General features: G+C 53.3%; 19 protein-coding genes and 1 CRISPR repeat array (1 of these 20 only partly in view). Of the genes, 9 read left to right on the top strand and 10 right to left on the bottom strand.

The window, feature by feature from the left end; translation table 11 throughout:
• Positions 1-37: 37 nt before the first annotated feature.
• The 4 genes from MYB54_RS19560 to MYB54_RS19575 form a co-directional block, all read right to left on the bottom strand.
• On the bottom strand, positions 38-1,657 hold the full coding sequence (locus tag MYB54_RS19560) for a methyl-accepting chemotaxis protein (protein ID WP_248721252.1): 1,620 nt from the start codon (positions 1,655-1,657) through the stop codon (positions 38-40).
• A gap of 204 nt (positions 1,658-1,861) precedes the next feature.
• Positions 1,862-2,941 carry an alpha/beta fold hydrolase gene (locus MYB54_RS19565; RefSeq protein ID WP_014913947.1) on the bottom strand — a complete coding sequence of 360 codons (1,080 nt, stop codon included), beginning with the start codon at positions 2,939-2,941 and terminating at the stop codon, positions 1,862-1,864.
• Between the two features lie 349 nt (positions 2,942-3,290).
• On the bottom strand, positions 3,291-4,328 hold the full coding sequence (locus MYB54_RS19570) for a M48 family metallopeptidase (protein ID WP_119871072.1): 1,038 nt from the start codon (positions 4,326-4,328) through the stop codon (positions 3,291-3,293).
• Between the two features lie 9 nt (positions 4,329-4,337).
• The gene (locus MYB54_RS19575; RefSeq protein WP_014913945.1) at positions 4,338-5,516 is read right to left on the bottom strand and encodes a YjgN family protein; all 1,179 of its coding nucleotides are present in this window, start codon (positions 5,514-5,516) and stop codon (positions 4,338-4,340) included.
• 423 nt (positions 5,517-5,939) lie between these two features.
• Here MYB54_RS19575 and MYB54_RS19580 point away from each other — a divergent pair, with 423 nt between their 5' ends.
• Positions 5,940-6,443: a GNAT family N-acetyltransferase gene (locus MYB54_RS19580; protein WP_039510102.1), complete on the top strand. Its 504-nt coding sequence runs from the start codon at positions 5,940-5,942 to the stop codon at positions 6,441-6,443.
• Positions 6,444-6,552: 109 nt separating this feature from the next.
• On the opposite strand, the gene rraB is transcribed toward MYB54_RS19580, so the two are convergent.
• Positions 6,553-6,978: a ribonuclease E inhibitor RraB gene (gene rraB / locus MYB54_RS19585; protein WP_010284584.1), complete on the bottom strand. Its 426-nt coding sequence runs from the start codon at positions 6,976-6,978 to the stop codon at positions 6,553-6,555.
• 305 nt (positions 6,979-7,283) lie between these two features.
• On the opposite strand from rraB, the gene argF reads away from it, so the two are divergent.
• Entirely contained in the window at positions 7,284-8,291 is a 1,008-nt protein-coding gene (gene argF, locus MYB54_RS19590) for an ornithine carbamoyltransferase (protein ID WP_014913943.1), read from the top strand.
• A 47-nt stretch (positions 8,292-8,338) separates the two neighbouring features.
• On the opposite strand, the gene MYB54_RS19595 is transcribed toward argF, so the two are convergent.
• Positions 8,339-8,806: a NanQ anomerase/TabA/YiaL family protein gene (locus MYB54_RS19595; RefSeq protein WP_010298260.1), complete on the bottom strand. Its 468-nt coding sequence runs from the start codon at positions 8,804-8,806 to the stop codon at positions 8,339-8,341.
• A gap of 449 nt (positions 8,807-9,255) precedes the next feature.
• On the opposite strand from MYB54_RS19595, the gene pyrB reads away from it, so the two are divergent.
• The 5 genes from pyrB (at position 9,256) to nrdG (ending at position 14,241) form a co-directional block, all read left to right on the top strand.
• The gene (gene pyrB / locus MYB54_RS19600; protein ID WP_248721253.1) at positions 9,256-10,191 is read left to right on the top strand and encodes an aspartate carbamoyltransferase; all 936 of its coding nucleotides are present in this window, start codon (positions 9,256-9,258) and stop codon (positions 10,189-10,191) included.
• Between the two features lie 15 nt (positions 10,192-10,206).
• Positions 10,207-10,671 (top strand): aspartate carbamoyltransferase regulatory subunit, encoded by a 465-nt coding sequence (pyrI, locus tag MYB54_RS19605; protein ID WP_010284552.1) that lies wholly within the window; start codon positions 10,207-10,209, stop codon positions 10,669-10,671.
• Between the two features lie 98 nt (positions 10,672-10,769).
• A complete protein-coding gene (ridA, locus tag MYB54_RS19610; protein WP_014913940.1) occupies positions 10,770-11,156 on the top strand; it encodes a 2-iminobutanoate/2-iminopropanoate deaminase in 387 nt (128 codons plus the stop codon).
• A 400-nt stretch (positions 11,157-11,556) separates the two neighbouring features.
• Complete coding sequence (nrdD, locus tag MYB54_RS19615) at positions 11,557-13,695, top strand: anaerobic ribonucleoside-triphosphate reductase (RefSeq protein ID WP_039462771.1); 2,139 nt, start codon at positions 11,557-11,559, stop codon at positions 13,693-13,695.
• Between the two features lie 81 nt (positions 13,696-13,776).
• Positions 13,777-14,241: an anaerobic ribonucleoside-triphosphate reductase-activating protein gene (nrdG, locus tag MYB54_RS19620; protein ID WP_248721254.1), complete on the top strand. Its 465-nt coding sequence runs from the start codon at positions 13,777-13,779 to the stop codon at positions 14,239-14,241.
• Between the two features lie 11 nt (positions 14,242-14,252).
• On the opposite strand, the gene MYB54_RS19625 is transcribed toward nrdG, so the two are convergent.
• The 3 genes from MYB54_RS19625 to MYB54_RS19635 all read right to left on the bottom strand — a co-directional run bounded on the left by MYB54_RS19625 (position 14,253) and on the right by MYB54_RS19635 (position 15,914).
• Positions 14,253-14,906: a Rossmann-fold NAD(P)-binding domain-containing protein gene (locus MYB54_RS19625; RefSeq protein ID WP_014913937.1), complete on the bottom strand. Its 654-nt coding sequence runs from the start codon at positions 14,904-14,906 to the stop codon at positions 14,253-14,255.
• 105 nt (positions 14,907-15,011) lie between these two features.
• Complete coding sequence (locus tag MYB54_RS19630; RefSeq protein WP_248721255.1) at positions 15,012-15,458, bottom strand: YhbP family protein; 447 nt, start codon at positions 15,456-15,458, stop codon at positions 15,012-15,014.
• Positions 15,459-15,467: 9 nt separating this feature from the next.
• On the bottom strand, positions 15,468-15,914 hold the full coding sequence (locus MYB54_RS19635; protein WP_248721256.1) for a winged helix-turn-helix transcriptional regulator: 447 nt from the start codon (positions 15,912-15,914) through the stop codon (positions 15,468-15,470).
• A gap of 152 nt (positions 15,915-16,066) precedes the next feature.
• Here MYB54_RS19635 and MYB54_RS19640 point away from each other — a divergent pair, with 152 nt between their 5' ends.
• Together MYB54_RS19640 and MYB54_RS19645 are read left to right on the top strand one after the other, a co-directional pair.
• On the top strand, positions 16,067-17,323 hold the full coding sequence (locus tag MYB54_RS19640) for an MFS transporter (protein WP_014913934.1): 1,257 nt from the start codon (positions 16,067-16,069) through the stop codon (positions 17,321-17,323).
• Positions 17,324-17,377: 54 nt separating this feature from the next.
• Complete coding sequence (locus MYB54_RS19645) at positions 17,378-18,730, top strand: pyridoxal phosphate-dependent decarboxylase family protein (protein WP_248721257.1); 1,353 nt, start codon at positions 17,378-17,380, stop codon at positions 18,728-18,730.
• Between the two features lie 75 nt (positions 18,731-18,805).
• Here the strand turns inward: MYB54_RS19645 and MYB54_RS19650 are convergent, their stop codons facing one another.
• Positions 18,806-19,264, bottom strand: coding sequence for a hypothetical protein (locus MYB54_RS19650; RefSeq protein WP_248721258.1), 459 nt, complete (start codon positions 19,262-19,264; stop codon positions 18,806-18,808).
• Positions 19,265-19,446: 182 nt separating this feature from the next.
• A CRISPR array of direct repeats spans positions 19,447-20,522; the repeat unit is 29 nt; unit sequence CGGTTTATCCCCGCTGGCGCGGGGAACAC (it continues 358 nt past the right edge of the window).

Here is a 20,522-nt window from a genome sequence, read left to right on the forward strand (position 1 = left end):
GCATGAGCGAAAACAGGCGATGGGGATCGGTTAACGATTAGCGGGCATCGGCCAGCGCAATGTTTCGGCGCAAACCGGGCAGCACGTTGCCCATTTCCATGTTTTCCCTTGCGATCTGGAAACGGGAAACGGACTGTTGCAGATTAACAACCTGCTCCTGAAGTGAATTCGCCGAGGTCGCCACTTCGGATACCAAGGACGCATTCTGCTGGGTCACACCATCCATCTGATTGATGGCAATATTGATCTGCGAAATGCCGCGGCTCTGCTCGCTGGAAGCCAGCGTGATTTCATCCATGATATCGACCACTTTTTTCACATCCATCAGCACTTCGTCCATGGTGTTACCGGCGACTTCAACCAGACCCGCGCCTTTTTCAATACGGCTGAGAGAATCATCGATCATGGTGCCAATTTCTTTCGCTGCCGTCGCACTGCGCGCAGCCAGCATCCGCACTTCGGAAGCCACCACAGCAAAACCTTTACCGTATTGACCCGCACGCGCAGATTCTACCGCAGCGTTCAACGCCAGCAGGTTGGTCTGGAAGGCAATACCGTCGATTACACCAACAATGTCGGAGATCTTGGCAGAACTCTGCTTGATGGAACGCATGGTATCCACCACTTCGGAGACAACATTCCCACCGCGAGACGCGGAATTAGAGGCTTTCAGCGCCAGATCGTTGGCTTTACGCGTGTTGTCTTCGTTGTTTTTCACCGTCGACATGATCTGTTCCATGCTTGACGCGGTTTCATCCAGCGAGGCCGCCTGTTGTTCGGTACGGCTGGAGAGATCGATGTTGCCGGAGGCAATTTCCTCAACACCGACGCTGATCGCATCGGTTCCGTTACGCACCACGCGCACCATGTTTTCCAGCCCGTCGCGCATACGTTGAACCGCAGCAAACAGGTGCGCGATTTCATTTTTTCCGCTGCTATCAATCTGCGCCCGCAGGTCGCCTTCGGCGATGCGGTCAAAGACGGAAATCGCCTGATTCAACGGTTTCACGATCATATTGGTCATCACAGACCAGGCCAACGCCGCCAGCAGCAGCGCACAGGCGATCGCACCGTACAGGATAGTTTCCATCAGTTGCACACGCCCATTGGAATCCGCGTAGGCTTCATCAATGCTCTTCAGCTTGAAGGCAACCAGCGCTTTAGAGGATTTATCAAACGCGGCATACAGCACTGTCGATTTCCCGGCGCGCTGGCGATATTCATCCAGATTCCCTGCGTTAAGCGCCGCAAATGCCGGATCGATAAACTCCTGCATCAGCGTATTGCGTTTCTCGGCCATATCCGAAGAAATGACTTTTTCTGCTTCGGACTGCGGGTATTTCAGGTATTCCTGCCACTTTTCACTGGCACCATCGACCTTGCCTCTGGCGCGTCCTAGCGCGACTTTAGCTGCCTCGACATCCCCTTTCCCCATTAATGATTCGTACAGACGCAAATCCAACCGACCACGCAACAGCAGTTCTGAGCTGTCATTCAGCGCAACCAGCCCTGGCAGCACTTCCATATCGACGCGAGCAAATGATTTATTCCCTGACTGAACGGCAACCAACCCTAACACGCCGACGAAAAGCAGTAACGCCGCTAACGAAAACACCATCATGCTGAGTGCAGTACGGATCTTTATCTTACGAAACATAAATTATCCCTGTGGCCTAAAATAAGAAAGGATGAGCTCCAGAGCAGAGCCGTTCCGTTATTTACGTAATAGTCATTATTCATTTTCCAGACGTGTGAATTCCCACGAACTGAAATAAATTCGTTATAAAACCGTAATAAAATAAAGAAAGGTAACAAGCAAACGATGACCGACAGAAAGAGATTTTCTGCCGGTCATGAGTATTTATTTTTTATTATTTTTCTGAGACGGATTCTTTTCTAAGAAACGTTGTAGCTCATCTTTATAAAACTTCGCCGACATCATAGTGCCATGCCCACTGGTATCTTTGCTGGCGGGAATAAGGAACAATGTCGCCTGCTTAATTTTCTTAAGCTCATTATCCAGGATGCCTGTTTCAATAGGATTACGCTCATCATCCGCAGAGTTAATCACTAGCACAGGTGCCTTAATTTTATTCAGTTCCGGTGCCGCGTTATAATTTGCAGACGAGCCCCAGATATAAATAAAGTCATTCGCATCGCTGGTTGACGGAGCCGCAAGGCGATCTTCGACCAGTTTGTCCGCCTGTGCGCGCGTCGGTGCTTTGCTCTGATACGCGAGCGTGCCGCCAGTGGTGGCGATACTGAACATAATGCTGGCTGTTTTCAGCGTTGGCGGCTGCTGCGTGTAATCACCGTTATTCCACGTTGGGTCGTTCTTGATGGATTCAATCAAAATGCGGCGCATCATCCAGTTACGACCCGACAGCTCGTTTGGCAGCGATGCCATTGGAACCAGCGCATCCATCATGTCTGGGTATTTTTCACCCCAGAGCCAGGTTTGCATGCCGCCCATGGAATATCCCATCACCAGACGCAGGTGGTTAATGCCCAGCCCTTCTTTGATTAAGCGATATTGTGCCTGCACCATATCGTTATAATCGTACTGCGGGAATTTCATCCGTAAGCCGTCTGACGGTTTGGACGATTTTCCAGAACCGATGCTCTCCGGCATGATAATAAAGTATTTACTGCTATCCAGCGCCTGACCCGGCCCGAACAGTTCTCCGCCAAAGCCATTGGCTAGCAGTGATTTAATCGGCTGGTTCGTTCCATGCAGCAGTAAGACAGCGGGCTTGGTTTTATCACCGATCGTGTAGTAGTGAATACGCAGATCTTTTAATTTTTCGCCGCTGTTGAAGGTAAATTCTGGCGCAATCCAGTCGCCTTCTTTGGGCTCTGGGAAATTGGCCTGTGCATGCGTTAATGGTGACAGCATTAACAGAAATGCGCCCACCACCCCTGATAGAATTCGATTAATCATAAATAACTCTTCGGTAATCATGAAGTCGTGAAGCCGCGATTTTAATGTCTATTAGGAAAAATCCCAATAAACATAAGCGAACTAATAATAAAAAGAGATTATTGTCTGGTTTTTTTATTTATCGCGAGAGATTCTACAGATAGTTTTTAATAGGATGATATTTAACGTATTCCTGTTAATCGTCCGGCTACGCAGTTCATGCTTTTCACTCGGCATTCGCGTTTATAAAAACAACAAAGCGCGCTTTTTTTGCTCAAATATCTCGTCAGAAGGAGATCGTGTGCGGTGACACCGCACACGATCGACATAAGGCAGGGTTAGATCGGAGGTGAGAATCGAGAACTGAGGATTAGTGCTTATTCATCTCGCTTTCAATGGCTTTCAGCCGCTCATCCATATCCGGGTGCGTACTCAGCCAGTCAGGTAAATCCAGCGAATCAATTTCATCCTGACTGCGGTCGTTAGCGATCAAGGCCCGATACATTGCCTGCATCGACTGAAGCGAACGCCCTTGCTGCTGCATTTCGGCTATTGCCCATGCGTCGGCTTCCCGTTCCATATCGCGAGAAAACTGCATCTCGTTGATAAAAGCGGCAGACTGCAACAAGGTATCCCCGACGCCGCTGACATCTCCCGTCATCCACATGAACGTCAGCGATACCAGCGATGAACGCACCACCATGCGCATTGGATGGCGATAGGCGTGGTGTCCCATTTCATGCAGCATCACCGCGGCCAACTCGTTGTCATTTTTCGCCAGCTTCACCAGATCGTCACTGATAATCAGCGTGCCATCTGCCAGCATAAAAGCATTCGGCCCGATAGGCGCAGACATGATCTCCAGACGCAGTGGCGTTTTGTCTTCCCGCATGTCCGCGGGCATAACCTGTTGAAACAGCGTTTGCATCGCCTGCTGGCGCTCAACAGGCAGTTCAGAAGGCTTAAAATCACTGTGCCGTAACAGCTTTAGCGTATTTTGCCCCAGTTGCTGTTCGATAGCGCTAGGCATCCGTAGCGCCAGCGCGGAGCTTGCCCACGGCAGTACCACGTAAACGTAGTTTATGACGAGCAAGATTGTGGCGAGTAGCGTGAGAATGACGCCACGCTTATGGCGTTCCAGACGATGGACAAGTCCCGGGCGATGTCGTGCGGAATACCACGTGCGAAAAGTGGGATCGTCGGCAGGAACAAAGCGACCACCGTCAGGAAAGGTGAGCGTTAGAGGAATCGAGCCCAGCGCATCGGAAACCGTGACCTGCTCTAATGCAAATGTCGTATTCGATGACCCGGTGTTCAACACCATCATCGAACCGTTGTCCGTTAAATGAAGAGAAGCGGCCACGCGGGCCGCCAATCCGGGGTATTGATAATGCCCCTCAATATTCATATTCCTGCCTTAGAGACCGACACCCAAATCGAGCGCCTGCACGGCTTCTTCGGCCAGTGCGCTGTTTGCTGTGTCCTGATGAGCCTGAACATGCAGCAGTGCCAGATCGCCTTCAACCGCTGTCGCATTCGCAATATAGCGTGCGTGACGAATCTCTGCCACCGGTGCAGCCCAACCCAAAGAGAAAATAGTGATCAGGCTATTGGTTATCAGCAGCCCCATGTAAGACATGGTTTGCATGGAAGAGTGCAATTTCACACCGCCATTCAGCGACGTCTGATTAAACAGATAATTACGCTGTGCGACCACCAGATAACTGCTGGAAACCAGCACACCCAGCAGCGCCACAACGAACATCATGACCATATTGAAGACGTTGCTCAGCAGCATCATGGCAATGGTGTCCGAATCTGCGCCCATCATAATAATCTGATACAGCGTAAAAATGAACGACCCCATGAATGACAGCGCGGCGATCAAGAAAGGAACAAAAATCAGCAGGCTAATCAGGGCGAATTTAATAAATGCCGCTTTCGTCAACTCCGCTTTAAACGCCGTTTTGCCGAAGAACATGTTATTAACATAGAAATCAAGCTGCATCATTTTCATGATGCCATTGACCGCAGCAAACCCAGGAACCACCAGCGCCAGCACGATGAGTGTAATGATAATCGGGCTATCGCTCCGCATACCAATGAACATCGCAACCGCTAAAACAGCATAAAACGCCAGCAGCAGCAGGATAGGACAAAGCAGCAACACCCAATACGCACGCCCCGTCTGGCAGTGATAGTTAAAGCGAATACCACGATAGCTCGACATAATAGCGTCATAACGCCAGTTGCGGATCACGATAATCGGAATCAATGCCGCAAATGCCAATGCGAGAATAGTTCCTAACGTCGGTGACATCGCTAATACGATATAAAACAGAACAATACCGGCTATAACCAGCAAACGTCCTTTGAGGATCTGAATGGGCTGTGCGTGGTAATCAAAACGGTCACCGTTAATTTCCGTGTTGCCGTAAAAATAACGGCGGCGGCGCACTGTCGCCCAGGCAGAATAAATACCTAAGGTGATTATTGTTAATAATCCATTCACCAGCCAAATTGCAAAATATTCCCCAGCCTTACCATGAAACTGCACGCGATGCTGCGCGCTATTTTCTGAAGTATTGATAGTCATAGACCTTTCATCCTAAAAGAAATAAGCCTCATAAACGTTTCATTAGACACGTTATTGGCATACAAAAAGCGGCTTATTTAAGCATGTCTTGTTAACGACAACAATAAAAGTTAACAGTAATTAAACAACTGAGTAGTCTTATAAATCGTAAGGAATAGCGCGACCTAAATATTTATATCTTAAGAGATTGCAGGAAATTTTACTTATATCTTAGATAATTCAAGCTCCAGAGCGTCATATTATGGCTTTAACAGTAGAAAATGCTGGCGCGTTAGTGTGGATATGGCATAAAAATCACCGCAGATACCACGCGAAGAACAGCAGGAAGAACGGGCATAGACGTTGCATCAATGTGGTCTGAAATGGTATTACAATCGGCCAGGATCATTCCCCTCGTAAACCGTAAGAGCAAGAGTACGTATTATGACAACCGCGACCTCCGCCAATCTTCAGGTACGCCCAATCACTGCGCGAGACGATGCCGCTATCGCTCAGGTCATCCGCCAGGTTTCTGCTGAATTTGGTTTGACGGCTGATAAAGGCTACACCGTTTCCGATCCTAATTTGGACGCGCTGTTTGCCCTCTATAGCCAGCCGAAAAGCGCCTACTGGGTGGTTGAATATGAAGGCCGCGTGGTTGGCGGTGGCGGCATTGCTCCGCTGGTCGCAGGTGAAGAAGATGTGTGTGAATTACAGAAAATGTATTTCCTACCCGTCGTGCGGGGAAAAGGGCTGGCACGTCAGTTGGCGATACAGGCGCTTGATTTTGCGCGTCAGCACGGCTTTCGCCGCTGCTATCTGGAAACAACCGGCCACCTGACCAGCGCGATCCGACTGTATGAGTCACTGGGCTTCGAGCTGATTCCCCACTCAATGGGTAACACGGGCCACACCGACTGTGAAGTGACGATGTTGAAGGCACTGTAATCAGCTTAAGATGCAGTAATCACGCGCTGTCATACCGAATAAAAAACGCCGCAGGGGTTCCGGCGGCGTTTTCAGTGAGGCGTATTCTTTCGAGTTAATGACTCAATAATTAGTGGCGCTTGCCGTCATCATCTTCATCATAAAAATCTTCATCATCCCCGTCTTCTTCGCCTTCACCATCTGGATCTTCGAAGTAGGTGCCCCAACCGTCGTAATTCACGCCGTGGCGTTCTGCCAGCGCCAGCAGTTGTTCTACCTGCGCGTCGATTATCTCCGCCTTCAGCGCAACTTCACTGATAGCATCGCAGCACATCAGCAACACGCCATCTTCCACTTCCAGTTCTTCCGCATCCGTCACTTCATAACCCAACTTGAAGGCTTCTACAGCGACTTTTTCCAACACTTCAAACTTCTCAGCAGAGAAATGGTGTTCAATGGTATAGAGCGCGTCAGGATCGCTGCCATCATCCAGCAGTTCTTCAATGATCAGGCGTGTCTCTTCCCGTTGCTCTTCCAGTAATTCGCGGTTTGCCATGCCTCAGTCCTCATTAAACGACGTAATATGACTTATTGTCCCACAGCCCTGCGGCTTGCTCCACCACAAAGTTTGATATCACCACTTGAATTTGAATAATTACACATATAAAGTGAATTTTAATTCAATGAGTAGCTTTTAATCCAATAGATATACCCTAGATAATTCGAGTTGCAGGAAGGCGGCAATCGCGCGAATCCTCAGGAGCTTACATCAGTAAGTGACTGGGGTGAGTAAGAGAAGCCAACGCACATGCAGCTTGAAGTATGACGGGGATAGTGTTGAGCCACATGGAGAGGTACATCATGCAACCGTTCTATAAGCGTCACTTTTTAAGGTTAATGGATTTTACACCCGCAGAAATTGCCAATCTTTTAGCCCTGTCAACGAAACTGAAAGCCGACAAAAAAAACGGGACAGAAGCCCGCCGCCTGCAAGGTAAAAACATCGCACTCATCTTCGAAAAAGATTCGACTCGTACTCGCTGCTCTTTCGAAGTTGCTGCATACGATCAGGGCGCGCAAGTGACCTACCTCGGCCCAAGCGGCAGCCAAATCGGCCATAAAGAATCCATCAAGGATACTGCGCGCGTACTGGGAAGAATGTACGACGGCATTCAATATCGCGGCTACGGCCAGCAAATTGTCGAAACGCTGGCGCAATACGCGGGCGTTCCGGTCTGGAACGGGCTGACGAATGAATTCCACCCTACGCAGTTGCTGGCGGATCTGCTGACGATGCAGGAACATTTGCCGGGTAAACCGCTGTCAGAGATGACGCTCGTCTATGTTGGCGATGCGCGCAACAACATGGGCAACACCATGCTGGAAGCGGCAGCGCTGACCGGGCTGGATTTACGCCTCGTTGCGCCAAAAGCCTGCTGGCCGGATGACGGTCTGGTGGCTGAGTGTCAGGCGGCGGCAGAACAAACCGGTGGCAGCATTACGCTGACGGAAGATATCGCCGCGGGCGTCGCGGGCGCAGATTTCATTTATACCGATGTCTGGGTTTCTATGGGGGAACCGAAAGAGACCTGGAAAGAGCGTATCGCGCTGCTGAAACCCTATCAGGTGAACATGGCAATGATCGCCGCAACGGGTAATCCGCAGGTGAAGTTCCTGCACTGTCTGCCTGCGTTCCACGACGATCAGACGACGATGGGCCAACAAATGGCGGAGCAATATGGTCTGCACGGTGGAATGGAAGTCACGGATGAGGTCTTTGAATCCGCGCACAGCATCGTGTTCGATCAGGCAGAAAACCGCATGCACACCATCAAAGCGGTGATGGTCGCCACGCTGGTACAGGAATAAGGTTTACTTCCCTCCCCAGCGCGGGGAGGGATAGGCTTTCCAGCGGTTTACACCACCAGTGACGCGTCGATTTTCACTACGGCTTTGCGTACGTGTGCCGGTTCACCAACGGCACACAGCGGTTTATGCACTTCGCCTGGGAAGAAGACGACAAAATCCCCTTCCTGCATCACAAACTGTTTTTCCTGCTCGCCCGCAGGCAGGAAAGCAATGTCTTTATCTGCCAGCCAGTCGGTGTCCGGCTTGCCCGCAGGCAGGTTACTGAACGTCATCCCTTCCACACCAGACAGCACGATCTGAATGTCCAGATATTTAGCGTGATACTCGGCGCGGCGTTTTTCCAGCAGATCGGTGCTATCGTTGGAGATCAGCACAAACACACTGTTGCCTTCGATATCATGCTTGCCCAGCGGCGTGTCTGCCGTAATGTTTTGCTTCACGTATTCAATCGCTTCGCGCAGTTTGGCAGGCAGATAAGGAACCAGTTCAAGGTGGTGGACGTTGCCAGTAATCATAAAAACCCTCGTTGATATAAAAATGAAACTCTGTTTTACAATCCTTATACTCTCCAAATGTGACGCCCGCCAGCGTGTTAATACGAAAAAGTGAACTGCCCACCACTCTTCCCCATTGACCTTCTCCCACTCACGCACGTTATGCATACAGCACGCGACCCGCAACCGATTGCGATGCGTAAAAAACCACGTTTTCTGCTTGAAATAGCCTAGTCGGCGCGTATAATTCCCGACAGTTTGCTGGGAGGGGTCATGCACCGTTACACCAAAAAATCCGCTGCTTATGTTGGTTCTCAACCACAACTGCCATCCGGCAGCCAGCTAGCGTTTTCCTTTCCGTTGCTCAATTATTCAATGAAGAAAGCCCCTCAATGAGGGGCTTTTTTTTGGCCCACAATCCGGGCAACCAGATACGACATTTCCTGTGTACACGTTAGGAGAAAGACAACATGGTCAATCCGCTCTATCAAAAACATATTATTTCGATTAACGACCTCAGCCGGGAAGATTTGGAGCTGACGCTGCGTGTCGCCGCCAGCCTGAAAGCCAATCCTCAGCCTGAGTTGTTGAAACATAAAGTGATTGCCAGTTGCTTCTTCGAGGCCTCCACCCGGACGCGTTTATCCTTTGAAACCGCGATGCATCGCCTCGGTGCCTCCGTCGTCGGTTTCGCTGACAGCAACAACACATCGCTGGGGAAAAAGGGCGAAACGCTGGCCGACACCATTTCCGTCATCAGCCAATACGTGGATGCCATCGTAATGCGTCACCCGCAGGAAGGCGCTTCCCGCCTTGCGACCGAGTTCTCCGGCGGTATTCCGATTCTGAACGCTGGCGACGGCGCGAACCAACACCCGACGCAGACGCTGCTCGATTTGTTCACCATTCAGGAAACGCAGGGCCGACTGAATAACATCAATATCGCGATGGTCGGTGATTTGAAATATGGCCGCACGGTGCATTCACTCACGCAGGCGCTGGCGAAGTTTGAAGGCAACCGCTTCTACTTCATCGCCCCAGATGCGCTGGCGATGCCGGACTACATTCTGAGCATGCTGAAAGAGAAGAATATTGCTTACAGCCTGCACAACAGCATCGACGACGTCGCCGGCGAGCTGGATATTCTGTACATGACGCGCGTGCAGAAAGAGCGTCTGGATCCGTCCGAATACATCAATATCAAATCCCAGTTTATCCTGCGCGCCGACGATCTGCACAGCGCTCGCCCGAATTTGAAAGTACTGCACCCGCTACCGCGCGTTGATGAGATCACCATTGATGTGGATGCCACGCCTTACGCCTATTATTTCCAGCAGGCAGGCAACGGTATTTACGCCCGTCAGGCGCTGCTGGCGCTGGTCCTGAATCGCGAACTGGTTCTGTAAGAGGAAGAAGCCATCATGACACACGATAATAAATTACAGGTTGAAGCGATCAAACGTGGCACGGTGATCGACCACATTCCCGCACAGGTGGGTTTTAAGCTGCTGACGCTGTTTAAACTGACCGCGACAGACCAGCGCATCACCATCGGCCTGAACTTGCCGTCCAACCATCTTGGGCGCAAAGATCTGATCAAGATAGAGAACGTCTTCCTGACCGAACAGCAGGCGAATCAGCTGGCAATCTACGCACCACAGGCGACCGTCAATCAGATCGATGATTATGACGTCGTGCGCAAGCTGGTGCCGACACTGCCAGACCACATTACTGGCGTGCTCACTTGCCCGAACAGCAACTGCATCAGCCGCAGCGAACCGGTTTCATCGTCATTCAGCGTGAAGCAGCGCGACGGCGACGTTCACCTCAAATGTAAGTACTGCGAGAAAGAATTTGAGCGTCAGGCGGTACTGCAAGATCGCTAGTTTTCTGTGTTGCCCCGCGATGGACATTGCCTGTCGCGGGGCTTTTTTGAATAATGGCGGCGTCCGCGTTCCTTTTACGCCCCCATCAAGGAGATACCATGTCACGCATTATCAGCACTGAGCACGCCCCAGCCGCCATCGGCCCTTATGTTCAGGGCGTCGACCTTGGCAGCATGATCTTCACGTCCGGCCAGATCCCCGTGCACCCGAAAAGCGGTCTGGTGGCAGATAACATCACCGCTCAGACGCGTCAGTCACTGGAAAACGTTCAGGCGATCGTAGAAGCCGCTGGCCTGAAAGTTTCCGATATCGTGAAAATGACCGTATTTGTGAAAGACCTGCACGATTTCGCGCTGGTCAACACCGCGTATGAAGCCTTCTTCAACGAACATAGCGCACCGTTCCCAGCTCGCTCTTGCGTTGAAGTCGCACGCCTGCCAAAAGACGTGAAGATCGAGATCGAAGCGATCGCCGTTCGTCGCTAAATATCACCGCAATATCCCCAAAAAGCGCACGGTAACCGGTGCGCTTTTTTTCTGTTCTTTCTTTCACCACAACAACATTATTGACATTCGCAGCACACATCACGGTCAAAAAACAAACAAATTTCCGCCAAGCCGCGCGTAGCAAGCCTTCCCATTCTCATCGCCTTTTTTGCCTATTTTTTGTTCAGGCTCAAATTCCCCGCGACATGAGGATTTCTTTGCTCTACATCAATTTTACAGCGATAAAAGCGCAAACACCCCTACGCAATTTCAATATATAGTGCCTATCCTGTAAACATGAACTACATATAGTGTTTATCCACAGTGTCATCCACAGCCCTCTGTAACCCTTGTCAGTTACGGTTTTCGCCTGTGGATAACCTTTCCAGAGGAAGAAAACGTGAAACCAGTAGTGATTAAACGGGACGGTTGCCAGGTGCCTTTTGATGAAGTGCGAATCAAAGAGGCGGTCGAACGCGCGGCACATGCAGCCGGTGTCAATGATGCAGACTACTGTGCAACTGTGGCCTGTGCGGTCGCTCAACAAATGCAGGATAAATCGCGCGTAGATATCCGCGAGATTCAGGACGCGGTCGAAAACCTGCTGATGTCCGGCAATTACAAAAAACTGGCGCGTACCTACATCGAATACCGCCATGACCGCGATATTGCGCGTGAACGCCACGGTCGCCTGAATCAGGAAATTCGCGGTCTGGTCGAGCAGAGCAACATGGCGCTGCTGAACGAGAACGCCAACAAAGACAGTAAAGTGATTCCCACCCAGCGCGACCTGCTGGCCGGTATTGTCGCCAAGCATTACGCCAAACAGTACATCCTGCCGCGTGATGTGGTACTGGCACACGAGCGCGGTGAGATTCACTATCACGACCTCGACTACTCGCCGTTTTTCCCGATGTTCAACTGCATGCTGATCGACCTGAACGGCATGCTGACCAACGGCTTCAAAATGGGCAACGCGGAGATTGAACCACCGAAGTCGATCTCCACGGCTACCGCCGTCACCGCGCAGATTATCGCGCAGGTCGCCAGCCACATTTATGGCGGCACCACGATTAACCGTATTGATGAGATTCTGGCGCCGTTCGTCACCGCCAGCCATGCGAAACATAAAGCCGTGGCGGAAGAGTGGCAGATTCCAGATGCGGAAAACTATGCCTTAACCCGCACGCAAAAAGAGTGCTACGACGCCTTCCAGTCACTGGAATATGAGGTCAACACGCTGCACACCGCTAACGGCCAGACGCCGTTCGTGACCTTTGGCTTCGGGCTCGGCATCAGCTGGGAATCGCGTCTGATTCAGGAATCGATTCTGCGCAACCGTATTGCCGGGCTGGGTAAAAACCACAAAACAGCGGTCTTCCCAAAACTGGTCTTTGCGATTCGCGACGGTCTGAACCACAAAGCGGGCGATCCGAATTACGATATCAAACAGCTCGCGCTGGAGTGCGCCAGCAAGCGCATGTATCCGGATATTCTGAACTACGATCAGGTCGTCAACGTCACCGGTTCGTTCAAAACGCCAATGGGCTGCCGCAGCTTCCTCGGCGTTTATGAAGAAAACGGCCAGCAGATTCACGACGGCCGCAATAACTTAGGTGTGATCAGCCTGAACCTGCCGCGTATTGCGCTGGAAGCCGAAGGCAATGAAGACCGCTTCTGGACGCTGCTCGATCAGCGTCTGGCACTGGCGAAGAAAGCGCTGATGACGCGCATTGCGCGGCTGGAAAGTGTGAAAGCTCGCGTCGCGCCAATCCTGTATATGGAAGGCGCGTGCGGCGTGCGCTTAAAAGCAGACGACAGCATTGCGGATATCTTCAAGAACGGACGCGCCTCGATTTCACTGGGTTACATCGGCCTGCATGAAACGATTAACGCCCTCTTCGGTAGCCAAACGCACGTGTTTGATGACGAAGCACTACGTGCTAAAGCCGTGGCCGTTATCACTCGCCTGAAAGCCGCCACCGAGCAGTGGAAAGACGAAACGGGTTACGGCTTCAGCCTGTACAGCACGCCGAGCGAAAACCTGTGTGACCGCTTCTGCCGTCTGGATACCGCCGAGTTTGGCGTCGTGCAGGGCGTGACGGACAAAGGGTATTACACCAACAGCTTCCACCTCGATGTGGAGAAGAAGGTGAACCCTTACCAGAAAATCGACTTCGAGCTACCCTATCCGCCGCTGGCTAACGGGGGGTTCATTTGCTACGGCGAATACCCGAACCTGCAACACAACCTCAAAGCGCTGGAAGACGTGTGGGATTACAGCTACAGCCGCGTGCCTTACTACGGCACCAACACGCCGATCGACGAATGCTATGAGTGTGGCTTCACCGGTGAATTCGAGTGCACCAGCAAAGGCTTCACCTGCCCGAAATGTGGCAATCACGATTCGGCCCGCGTTTCCGTCACGCGCCGCGTATGCGGCTACCTCGGCAGCCCGGATGCACGCCCGTTCAACGCCGGTAAGCAGGAAGAAGTGAAGCGTCGAATCAAGCACTTAGGTAACGGCCAACTGGGATAATCCCTTCCGGGCCGCAGCGATGCGGCCCACCTTTCGCGGCACAGTCAACACGCGCCCGCTTTACAACATGGGCTCTACCGTATGAATTACCACCAGTATTATCCCATTGATGTCGTCAACGGCCCCGGCACCCGCTGCACGCTGTTTGTCGCTGGCTGTGTACATGAGTGTGTGGGGTGCTACAACAAAAGTACCTGGCGACTCAACTCAGGTCAGCCGTTTACACAGGAACAGGAAGATCGGATCATCGCCGATCTCCAGGATACGGCGATCCCACGGCAGGGCATTTCGCTGTCTGGCGGCGATCCGCTTCACCCACGGAATGTGCCTGACATCCTGCGGCTGGTCGAACGGATACGCGCGGAATGCGCCGGCAAAGATATCTGGGTCTGGACGGGCTACGTGCTGGCGGAACTGACACCGGAGCAACAGCAGGTGGTCGATCTCATCAACGTGTTAGTCGATGGAAAGTTTGTGCAAGATCTGAAAGATCCCGCACTGATCTGGCGCGGCAGCAGCAATCAGGTTGTCCACCGTCTGCGTTGATCGACAAGAGGTTACTGAAGCGCCTGCTGCTTACCCAGTGAACGTAATTGATCGGATTCGAGCACAGTGACCCGCGCTTTGGGCTCGGGTGAGAACGCCTGATTCAACAACGCCTGCGCGACCGTTTTCCCTTCAATGGCTCGCCATTTTGCCGGGAACAGGCGAAACAGCGGCGCGGCCAGACTTTCTAGCGGACGACTATCTTCTCTTTCCCCCAGCAGCATCGACGGCTGTGCCAGTGTCAGATGCTGCCAGCCTTGCTGACGCAGCGATTTTTCCGCTTCTCCCTTCACGCGCGAATAGAAGAAAGGCGACGTCGCACTCGCGCTCAGCGAACTGACGACTAACAGGTGCGTCGCGCCTAGCGCCAGCGCTACCTTTGATCCTTCCACCACCAGCGTGTAATCCACATAACGGAACGCCTGCTTACTGCCTGCCGTCTTGAGCGTCGATCCCAGACAGCAAAACGCGATATCGACAGGATCGGTCAATTGCGCCAGCGCGGCAGAGAGATCGGGATCGTGCGGATTGACCACTTTCTCTGACGGTGCCAGCGGCTTACGGGTCGGCGCATAGATCGTCTCTACCCGATTATTGGCTTTCAACAGCTCTAACAACTCGTGCCCCACTAACCCCGTTGCACCTAATAACAGTACTCGGCTCATCGGTTTTCCCCCTTGCTCAGCGTCTTTCACTATCCCATCTTTTTACGTTGCTGTTGTTATGTATGGAAAATTGTTATGTATGGAAAATGTTAGTTATGACAAACGTTAGCGCTGCCAGTGGCGCTTCTTACCAAAGCCCAACGTATTGTCCGTCATTTTGATTTCTGTCAGATCGAGCCGCCAAATCGGCGCTTGCGATGCCCGGGCAATAGGGAAACGCGCGTTGTATCGCGCTCTGGCCTGCTGCGCGTCACCCCCGTCCAACTGCACCGCCTGCGCCCGAAACTGCACGCCCTTAATCAGCATGACGCTCTTCGGCTGACCGCTCACCGTACCGGCCACCTGCGGCAGCCTTGCCATTATTTCTCCGTGGCGCGTCTGCAACTCCGTCATTAGATAGAAGGCTATCTGTTGATCGTCATAAGTATAGAAGCAACTCGCACACCATAATTCCGAATTTTCACCTACGCATAACGTCAGTACGTGCAACTTCTTCAAATAGCGGGAGATTGCCTCAAGATCGCTACCTGTTTCTCTCAGTTTTTTCTGCATTACGCTGCCTCAATCCACTTTCTGAACGAACGTATCCTGCCCGACCACTAACTGCCCTTCCGCAGAATGCGGCAGCATGGTTTGCAGAGGCTGGCCAGTGTGTTTATCCAATAGCAGGGAGTGAGGTTCTCCCTCTGCAAACAGCTGCTGTTCCCCCCACTGGCGTAGCGCCACAACGAGCGGGAATAGCTGTTCGCCTTTTGGCGTCAGGATATATTCCTGATAGGCCGAGCCTTCGGAAACGGGCTGAACGGACAAAATACCTTCCTCAACCAGGGTGCGCAGACGATCGATAAGAATATTTTTGGCAACGCCCAAACTACGCTGAAAATCGCCGAAACGGCGGCGATTGTCGAAGGCATCGCGGATAATCAGCAACGCCCAGCGATCGCCAACCACATCCAGCGCACGGGCGACGGGACACGCATCCTCTTTCAGACTTTTGCGCTTCACCATGAATACTTACTCCCCTTTTTCCTGTTCATCCTGCCTGCCTTACCCACAGGCGGAAAACTGACCGCACGTTTTTGGTTGCAGAATAAAACCAGAGTATTTATGCTTCAAGTGGTTTTATTTTGAAACCAAATTGAGCCATGAAAGCCAATACGATGAAAACAAGCCCTATTCATACCACGTCATCCGTTACCGAAGGCGATCTTTACAGCACGCAGACGACATTGCCGCGCGCGTTAGTTTTGCTGTTTGCCTGTGCCAGCGCCCTCAGCGTCGCCAATGTGTATTACGCACAGCCGCTGTTGGATGCACTATCGGTAGATTTTCACATCAGTATCGCCGCCGTTGGTGGCGTGATGACCGCAACACAGCTTGGCTGTGCGCTGGCCTTAATTCTGCTCGTGCCGCTGGGTGATATCCTCAATCGACGCTATTTGATGCTCGCCCAGTTGGGTGCGCTCATCGTAGCGCTGATCGCCGTTGGGCTATCCACCACGCCCCTCGCTCTATTGATCGGCATGCTGGCCGTGGGCATGCTCGGTACGGCAATGACTCAGGGGCTGATTGCTTATGCCGCAACGGCTGCCGCACCGCAGGAGCGTGGGCGCGTGGTGGGTGCGGCACAGGGCGGCGTGGTGATTGGGCTGTTGCTGGCGCGCGTGCTATCCGGCTTCATCGCCGATGTCGCAGGCTGGCGCAGCGTATACTTTTTCTCCGCGCTGCTCATGCTTCTGCTTGCTGTGCTGTTATGGCGCACACTGCCGCATCAGCCGCTTGCCCGGCAGCGCCCACGCTATTCCACGCTACTGCTTTCTATGCTGACCCTGCTGCGTCAAGAACGGGTGTTGCAAATACGCGGCACCATCGCTTTACTGATGTTTGCTGCCCTGAGCATTTTCTGGAGCGCACTGGTTCTGCCGCTGAGTCGCGAACCGTATTTCTTTTCTCATACGGTTATCGGTGCGTTTGGTCTGGTGGGGATTCTCGGCGCACTAGCGGCGGTAAAAGCGGGCTCATTGGCTGATAAAGGCCGCGAACAGTGGGTCAGCGGCATCGCCCTGTTATTGCTGCTGACATCGTGGCTACCGCTGTGGTTAGCGCCCTATTCTCTCTTCGCGCTGGTGGTCGGCATTATCGTTCTCGATCTGGGCGGACAGGCCATTCACGTCACCAACCAAAGCATGATTTTCAAGACGCATCCCGATGCGCACAGTCGTCTGGTTGGCTGTTATATGTTGTTTTATAGCATCGGCAGCGGACTTGGCGCGATGGCAACGACAGCGGCGTATGACGCTGCGGGCTGGTCAGGCGTGTGCCTCCTTGGCGCAGCCGTCAGCCTGACGGCGCTGCTTTTCTGGAAAGTGACGCTGCACACCTCAGCGCCGTCACCGGCCGCCTCCACGCCATCGTGATAGCAGAACAACGCTACTGGATAAACACACCATCCTATTGATAAGAGAAAAAGCATGAGCGAACTGACGTTACTGGCTGATGCCGACGAGCGCGGCCGACGCTATCTGTCTGAGACTGTACAGCGTCGGGTTTTCCCCGATGCCGCTGCCCTCGCCGCGCTGGCACGTTTTGATGAAGCGCTGCCGCAACAGGGCTTCTCGCCCGAAAGCACGCTGACGCTGCTGGATGAGGTCGGCTCACCGGCCACCACCGCCTCCAATGGCCCAAACTATTTCGGCTTTGTTATCGGTGCTTCATTGCCGGTCGCCGCCGCTTCCGAGCGATTAATGATCGCCTGGGATCAGTGCGCCTCCACCTTTGATAACTCGCCGGTATCCGCCACGCTGGAACGCCTCGCCAGTCGCTGGGTACTCGATGCGCTGAACTTGCCCAAAAACAGCGCCGTGGGTTTCGGCACCAGCGCCACCGCCTGCACACTTTCCTGTCTGGCCGCCGCACGTCGTGCTCTACTGGCAAAACAAGGCTGGGATTTTGACAACGATGGACTGAACAGCGCACCTGAAATTAAGGTCGTGATTTCGGAACTGACGCACATCACCGTGAAGAAAGCGCTACGCGTACTCGGCTTTGGGCTACGCCATTTACGTATCGCGCCCGTGAACGCGTTTGGGCAGATCGACGTAGCGCAGCTTCCTTCGCTGGACGACCGCACGATTCTTTGTTTGCAGGCGGGCGAGGTCAACACAGGCGAGTTCGATGACTTTGCGCAGATCATTCCCGTCGCGAAAGCAGCGGGTGCCTGGGTTCACGTTGATGGTGCCTTCGGGCTGTGGGCCAGAGCCTCGTCCCACACGGCGCTCACCGACGGCATCGAGCTGGCCGATAGCTGGACAACCGACGCGCATAAATGGCTGAACACACCCTACGATTGTGCGATGGCGATTTGCCGCGATGCGGACGTGCTGGCGGAAGCGATGAACGCGGATGCCGTCTATTCCAGTGCGGCGCGAGATGCGCAGAAGAACCTGACGCTCGAGTTCTCCCGCCGGCCGCGCGGCATTCCGGTGTGGGCGGCACTGCGTACGCTGGGGCGCGACGGCGTGGCGGAGATGGTCGAACGACACTGCCGACAGGCAACCTTCATCGCCGACGGCCTGCGCCATGCGGGTTTTGAGATACTGAATCGGGTTGTGCTTAATCAGGTTCTGCTGCGGGGAGAAACTGACAGCCAAACGACGGCGATACGAGACGCGTTGCAGGCGTCGGGCAAGGCATGGTTTGGTGGTACCGTTTGGCAAGGACGTCCGGCACTGCGCATCAGCGTGTCATCCTGGCGCACGCAGGACGATAACGTGCAGGCGCTAATCACGCTGCTGACGGAAATCAAAGCTCGAACCCCACGCTGAGCGCGGTATAAAACAACTATCCCCGCAAACGCGGGGATAGGGAGACGTCATCAGACTACGGCGCACTGAAATACGCTAAACGTAAACGCTAATGCTGGAGACCTGTCCCTGAAAGCGGTTCAGCGCCTCTGCGGCACGCTGCAGGCTTTCAGTATTTTGCACTTCGCTACGGGATGATGCGCCCGCGACGCCTTGCTGAATGGTGTCGAAAACATTAATCGGCTGGAACACATTGGAAGGCGGAATACTTCCCCCTTCGGCTCTCGGCGACGAGACAAAACCCAGCAGCGCGGAACCCTCTTCACGCCCCAACCGCCCACTGCTGACAAGGCCTTCACCCGTTTCATACAGCTCTGCAGGGCTAATGCGGGTGAAATCATACCGCGTCGTCTGACCCACAGGAACGGCACCGCTGCCCGCTTGATAAGACTGAAGCTGTTCGGACAGCGCCGCTTTCTCTGCATGCTCTGTCGAACGCTTCGCCATCACCTGCTGGCTGGCAAAGACGGACGACTCTGCGGCTTCAACTTTCATATCACCTCCTTACGGTAACGTATGGAAGACAAAAATCATTGGCATAGCGCCTCACCGTAACGGTGAGTGCAAAAATGGCGTGCTTTAATACTGACACGCAATCCCCCATCGCGCCAGCCAGCAGCGGGATTTGGTTCCGTGCGGGGGATATTTAGACCAACATGCAACAAGGGGTATAAGCCCAGTTTATCCCCGCTGGCGCGGGGAACACTCGACGCAATTACCCGATGACTTTCGTGTTTACGGTTTATCCCCGCTAGCGCGGGGAACACAACCGGTAAGCGGGAATAACAAGGGGTCAATGCGGTTTATCCCCGCTGGCGCGGGGAACACTGATGCAATAACAGTTTTTTCTGACGTTTTACCGGTTTATCCCCGCTGGCGCGGGGAACACTCCAGCGAGTTGATGTAATCAGCAATCGATCGCGGTTTATCCCCGCTGGCGCGGGGAACACTGCTGGGCTCGGAGGATCGTCAGACTGGCAGTCCGGTTTATCCCCGCTGGCGCGGGGAACACCAATTCACCAGACAAACCAAATACATTCAATGCGGTTTATCCCCGCTGGCGCGGGGAACACTTCGTTGTCGATTTGATGTCATTAACGCCCAGCGGTTTATCCCTGCTCGCGCGGGGAACACAAGGACCGTTTTTGCAGCCTCCGCAATCTGCCCGGTTTATCCCCGCTGGCGCGGGGAACACAAAGCCGACCTAAATCAGGGCGCATGGGTGCGCGGTTTATCCCCGCTGGCGCGGGGAACACATGGCCACGCTGTTGTTTTTGAATATTTTCGCCGGTTTATCCCCGCTGGCGCGGGGAACACTTAGATTTTTTCGCCATGTCGATTAAGGTGGACGGTTTATCCCCGCTGGCGCGGGGAACACATCATTGAATTGTCGGGCGCAACGGTTGAGGTCGGTTTATCCCCGCTGGCGCGGGGAACACAGACGGCGACGCTCTGAGCGTGGCGTATTAGCCGGTTTATCCCCGCTGGCGCGGGGAACACCTGACAATTGACCGACAGCACGCCGATCACTTCGGTTTATCCCCGCTGGCGCGGGGAACACTTACTGCTGAGAATGATGTATATGCCGTAGGTCGGTTTATCCCCGCTGGCGCGGGGAACACCCAGCCGTAACGCTGGACTATGGCCGAAAACTCGGTTTATCCCCGCTGGCGCGGGGAACACATCTTTGTCTATTGGATCGTATGATGCTAACCCGGTTTATCCCCGCTGGCGCGGGGAACACACAGGCAAG

The organism is Pectobacterium nicotianae, assembly GCF_023272715.1.
Classification (GTDB): Bacteria; Pseudomonadota; Gammaproteobacteria; order Enterobacterales; family Enterobacteriaceae; genus Pectobacterium; species Pectobacterium brasiliense.

Bases quoted from the DNA above. Each gene is read 5' to 3' on its own strand.
- MYB54_RS19560 (WP_248721252.1), bottom strand. From the start codon at position 1,657: ATGTTTCGTAAGATAAAGATCCGTACTGCACTCAGCATGATGGTGTTT.
- MYB54_RS19565 (WP_014913947.1), bottom strand. From the start codon at position 2,941: ATGATTAATCGAATTCTATCAGGGGTGGTGGGCGCATTTCTGTTAATG.
- MYB54_RS19570 (WP_119871072.1), bottom strand. From the start codon at position 4,328: ATGAATATTGAGGGGCATTATCAATACCCCGGATTGGCGGCCCGCGTG.
- MYB54_RS19575 (WP_014913945.1), bottom strand. From the start codon at position 5,516: ATGACTATCAATACTTCAGAAAATAGCGCGCAGCATCGCGTGCAGTTT.
- MYB54_RS19580 (WP_039510102.1), top strand. From the start codon at position 5,940: ATGACAACCGCGACCTCCGCCAATCTTCAGGTACGCCCAATCACTGCG.
- rraB (WP_010284584.1), bottom strand. From the start codon at position 6,978: ATGGCAAACCGCGAATTACTGGAAGAGCAACGGGAAGAGACACGCCTG.
- argF (WP_014913943.1), top strand. From the start codon at position 7,284: ATGCAACCGTTCTATAAGCGTCACTTTTTAAGGTTAATGGATTTTACA.
- MYB54_RS19595 (WP_010298260.1), bottom strand. From the start codon at position 8,806: ATGATTACTGGCAACGTCCACCACCTTGAACTGGTTCCTTATCTGCCT.
- pyrB (WP_248721253.1), top strand. From the start codon at position 9,256: ATGGTCAATCCGCTCTATCAAAAACATATTATTTCGATTAACGACCTC.
- pyrI (WP_010284552.1), top strand. From the start codon at position 10,207: ATGACACACGATAATAAATTACAGGTTGAAGCGATCAAACGTGGCACG.
- ridA (WP_014913940.1), top strand. From the start codon at position 10,770: ATGTCACGCATTATCAGCACTGAGCACGCCCCAGCCGCCATCGGCCCT.
- nrdG (WP_248721254.1), top strand. From the start codon at position 13,777: ATGAATTACCACCAGTATTATCCCATTGATGTCGTCAACGGCCCCGGC.
- MYB54_RS19625 (WP_014913937.1), bottom strand. From the start codon at position 14,906: ATGAGCCGAGTACTGTTATTAGGTGCAACGGGGTTAGTGGGGCACGAG.
- MYB54_RS19630 (WP_248721255.1), bottom strand. From the start codon at position 15,458: ATGCAGAAAAAACTGAGAGAAACAGGTAGCGATCTTGAGGCAATCTCC.
- MYB54_RS19635 (WP_248721256.1), bottom strand. From the start codon at position 15,914: ATGGTGAAGCGCAAAAGTCTGAAAGAGGATGCGTGTCCCGTCGCCCGT.
- MYB54_RS19640 (WP_014913934.1), top strand. From the start codon at position 16,067: ATGAAAACAAGCCCTATTCATACCACGTCATCCGTTACCGAAGGCGAT.
- MYB54_RS19645 (WP_248721257.1), top strand. From the start codon at position 17,378: ATGAGCGAACTGACGTTACTGGCTGATGCCGACGAGCGCGGCCGACGC.
- MYB54_RS19650 (WP_248721258.1), bottom strand. From the start codon at position 19,264: ATGAAAGTTGAAGCCGCAGAGTCGTCCGTCTTTGCCAGCCAGCAGGTG.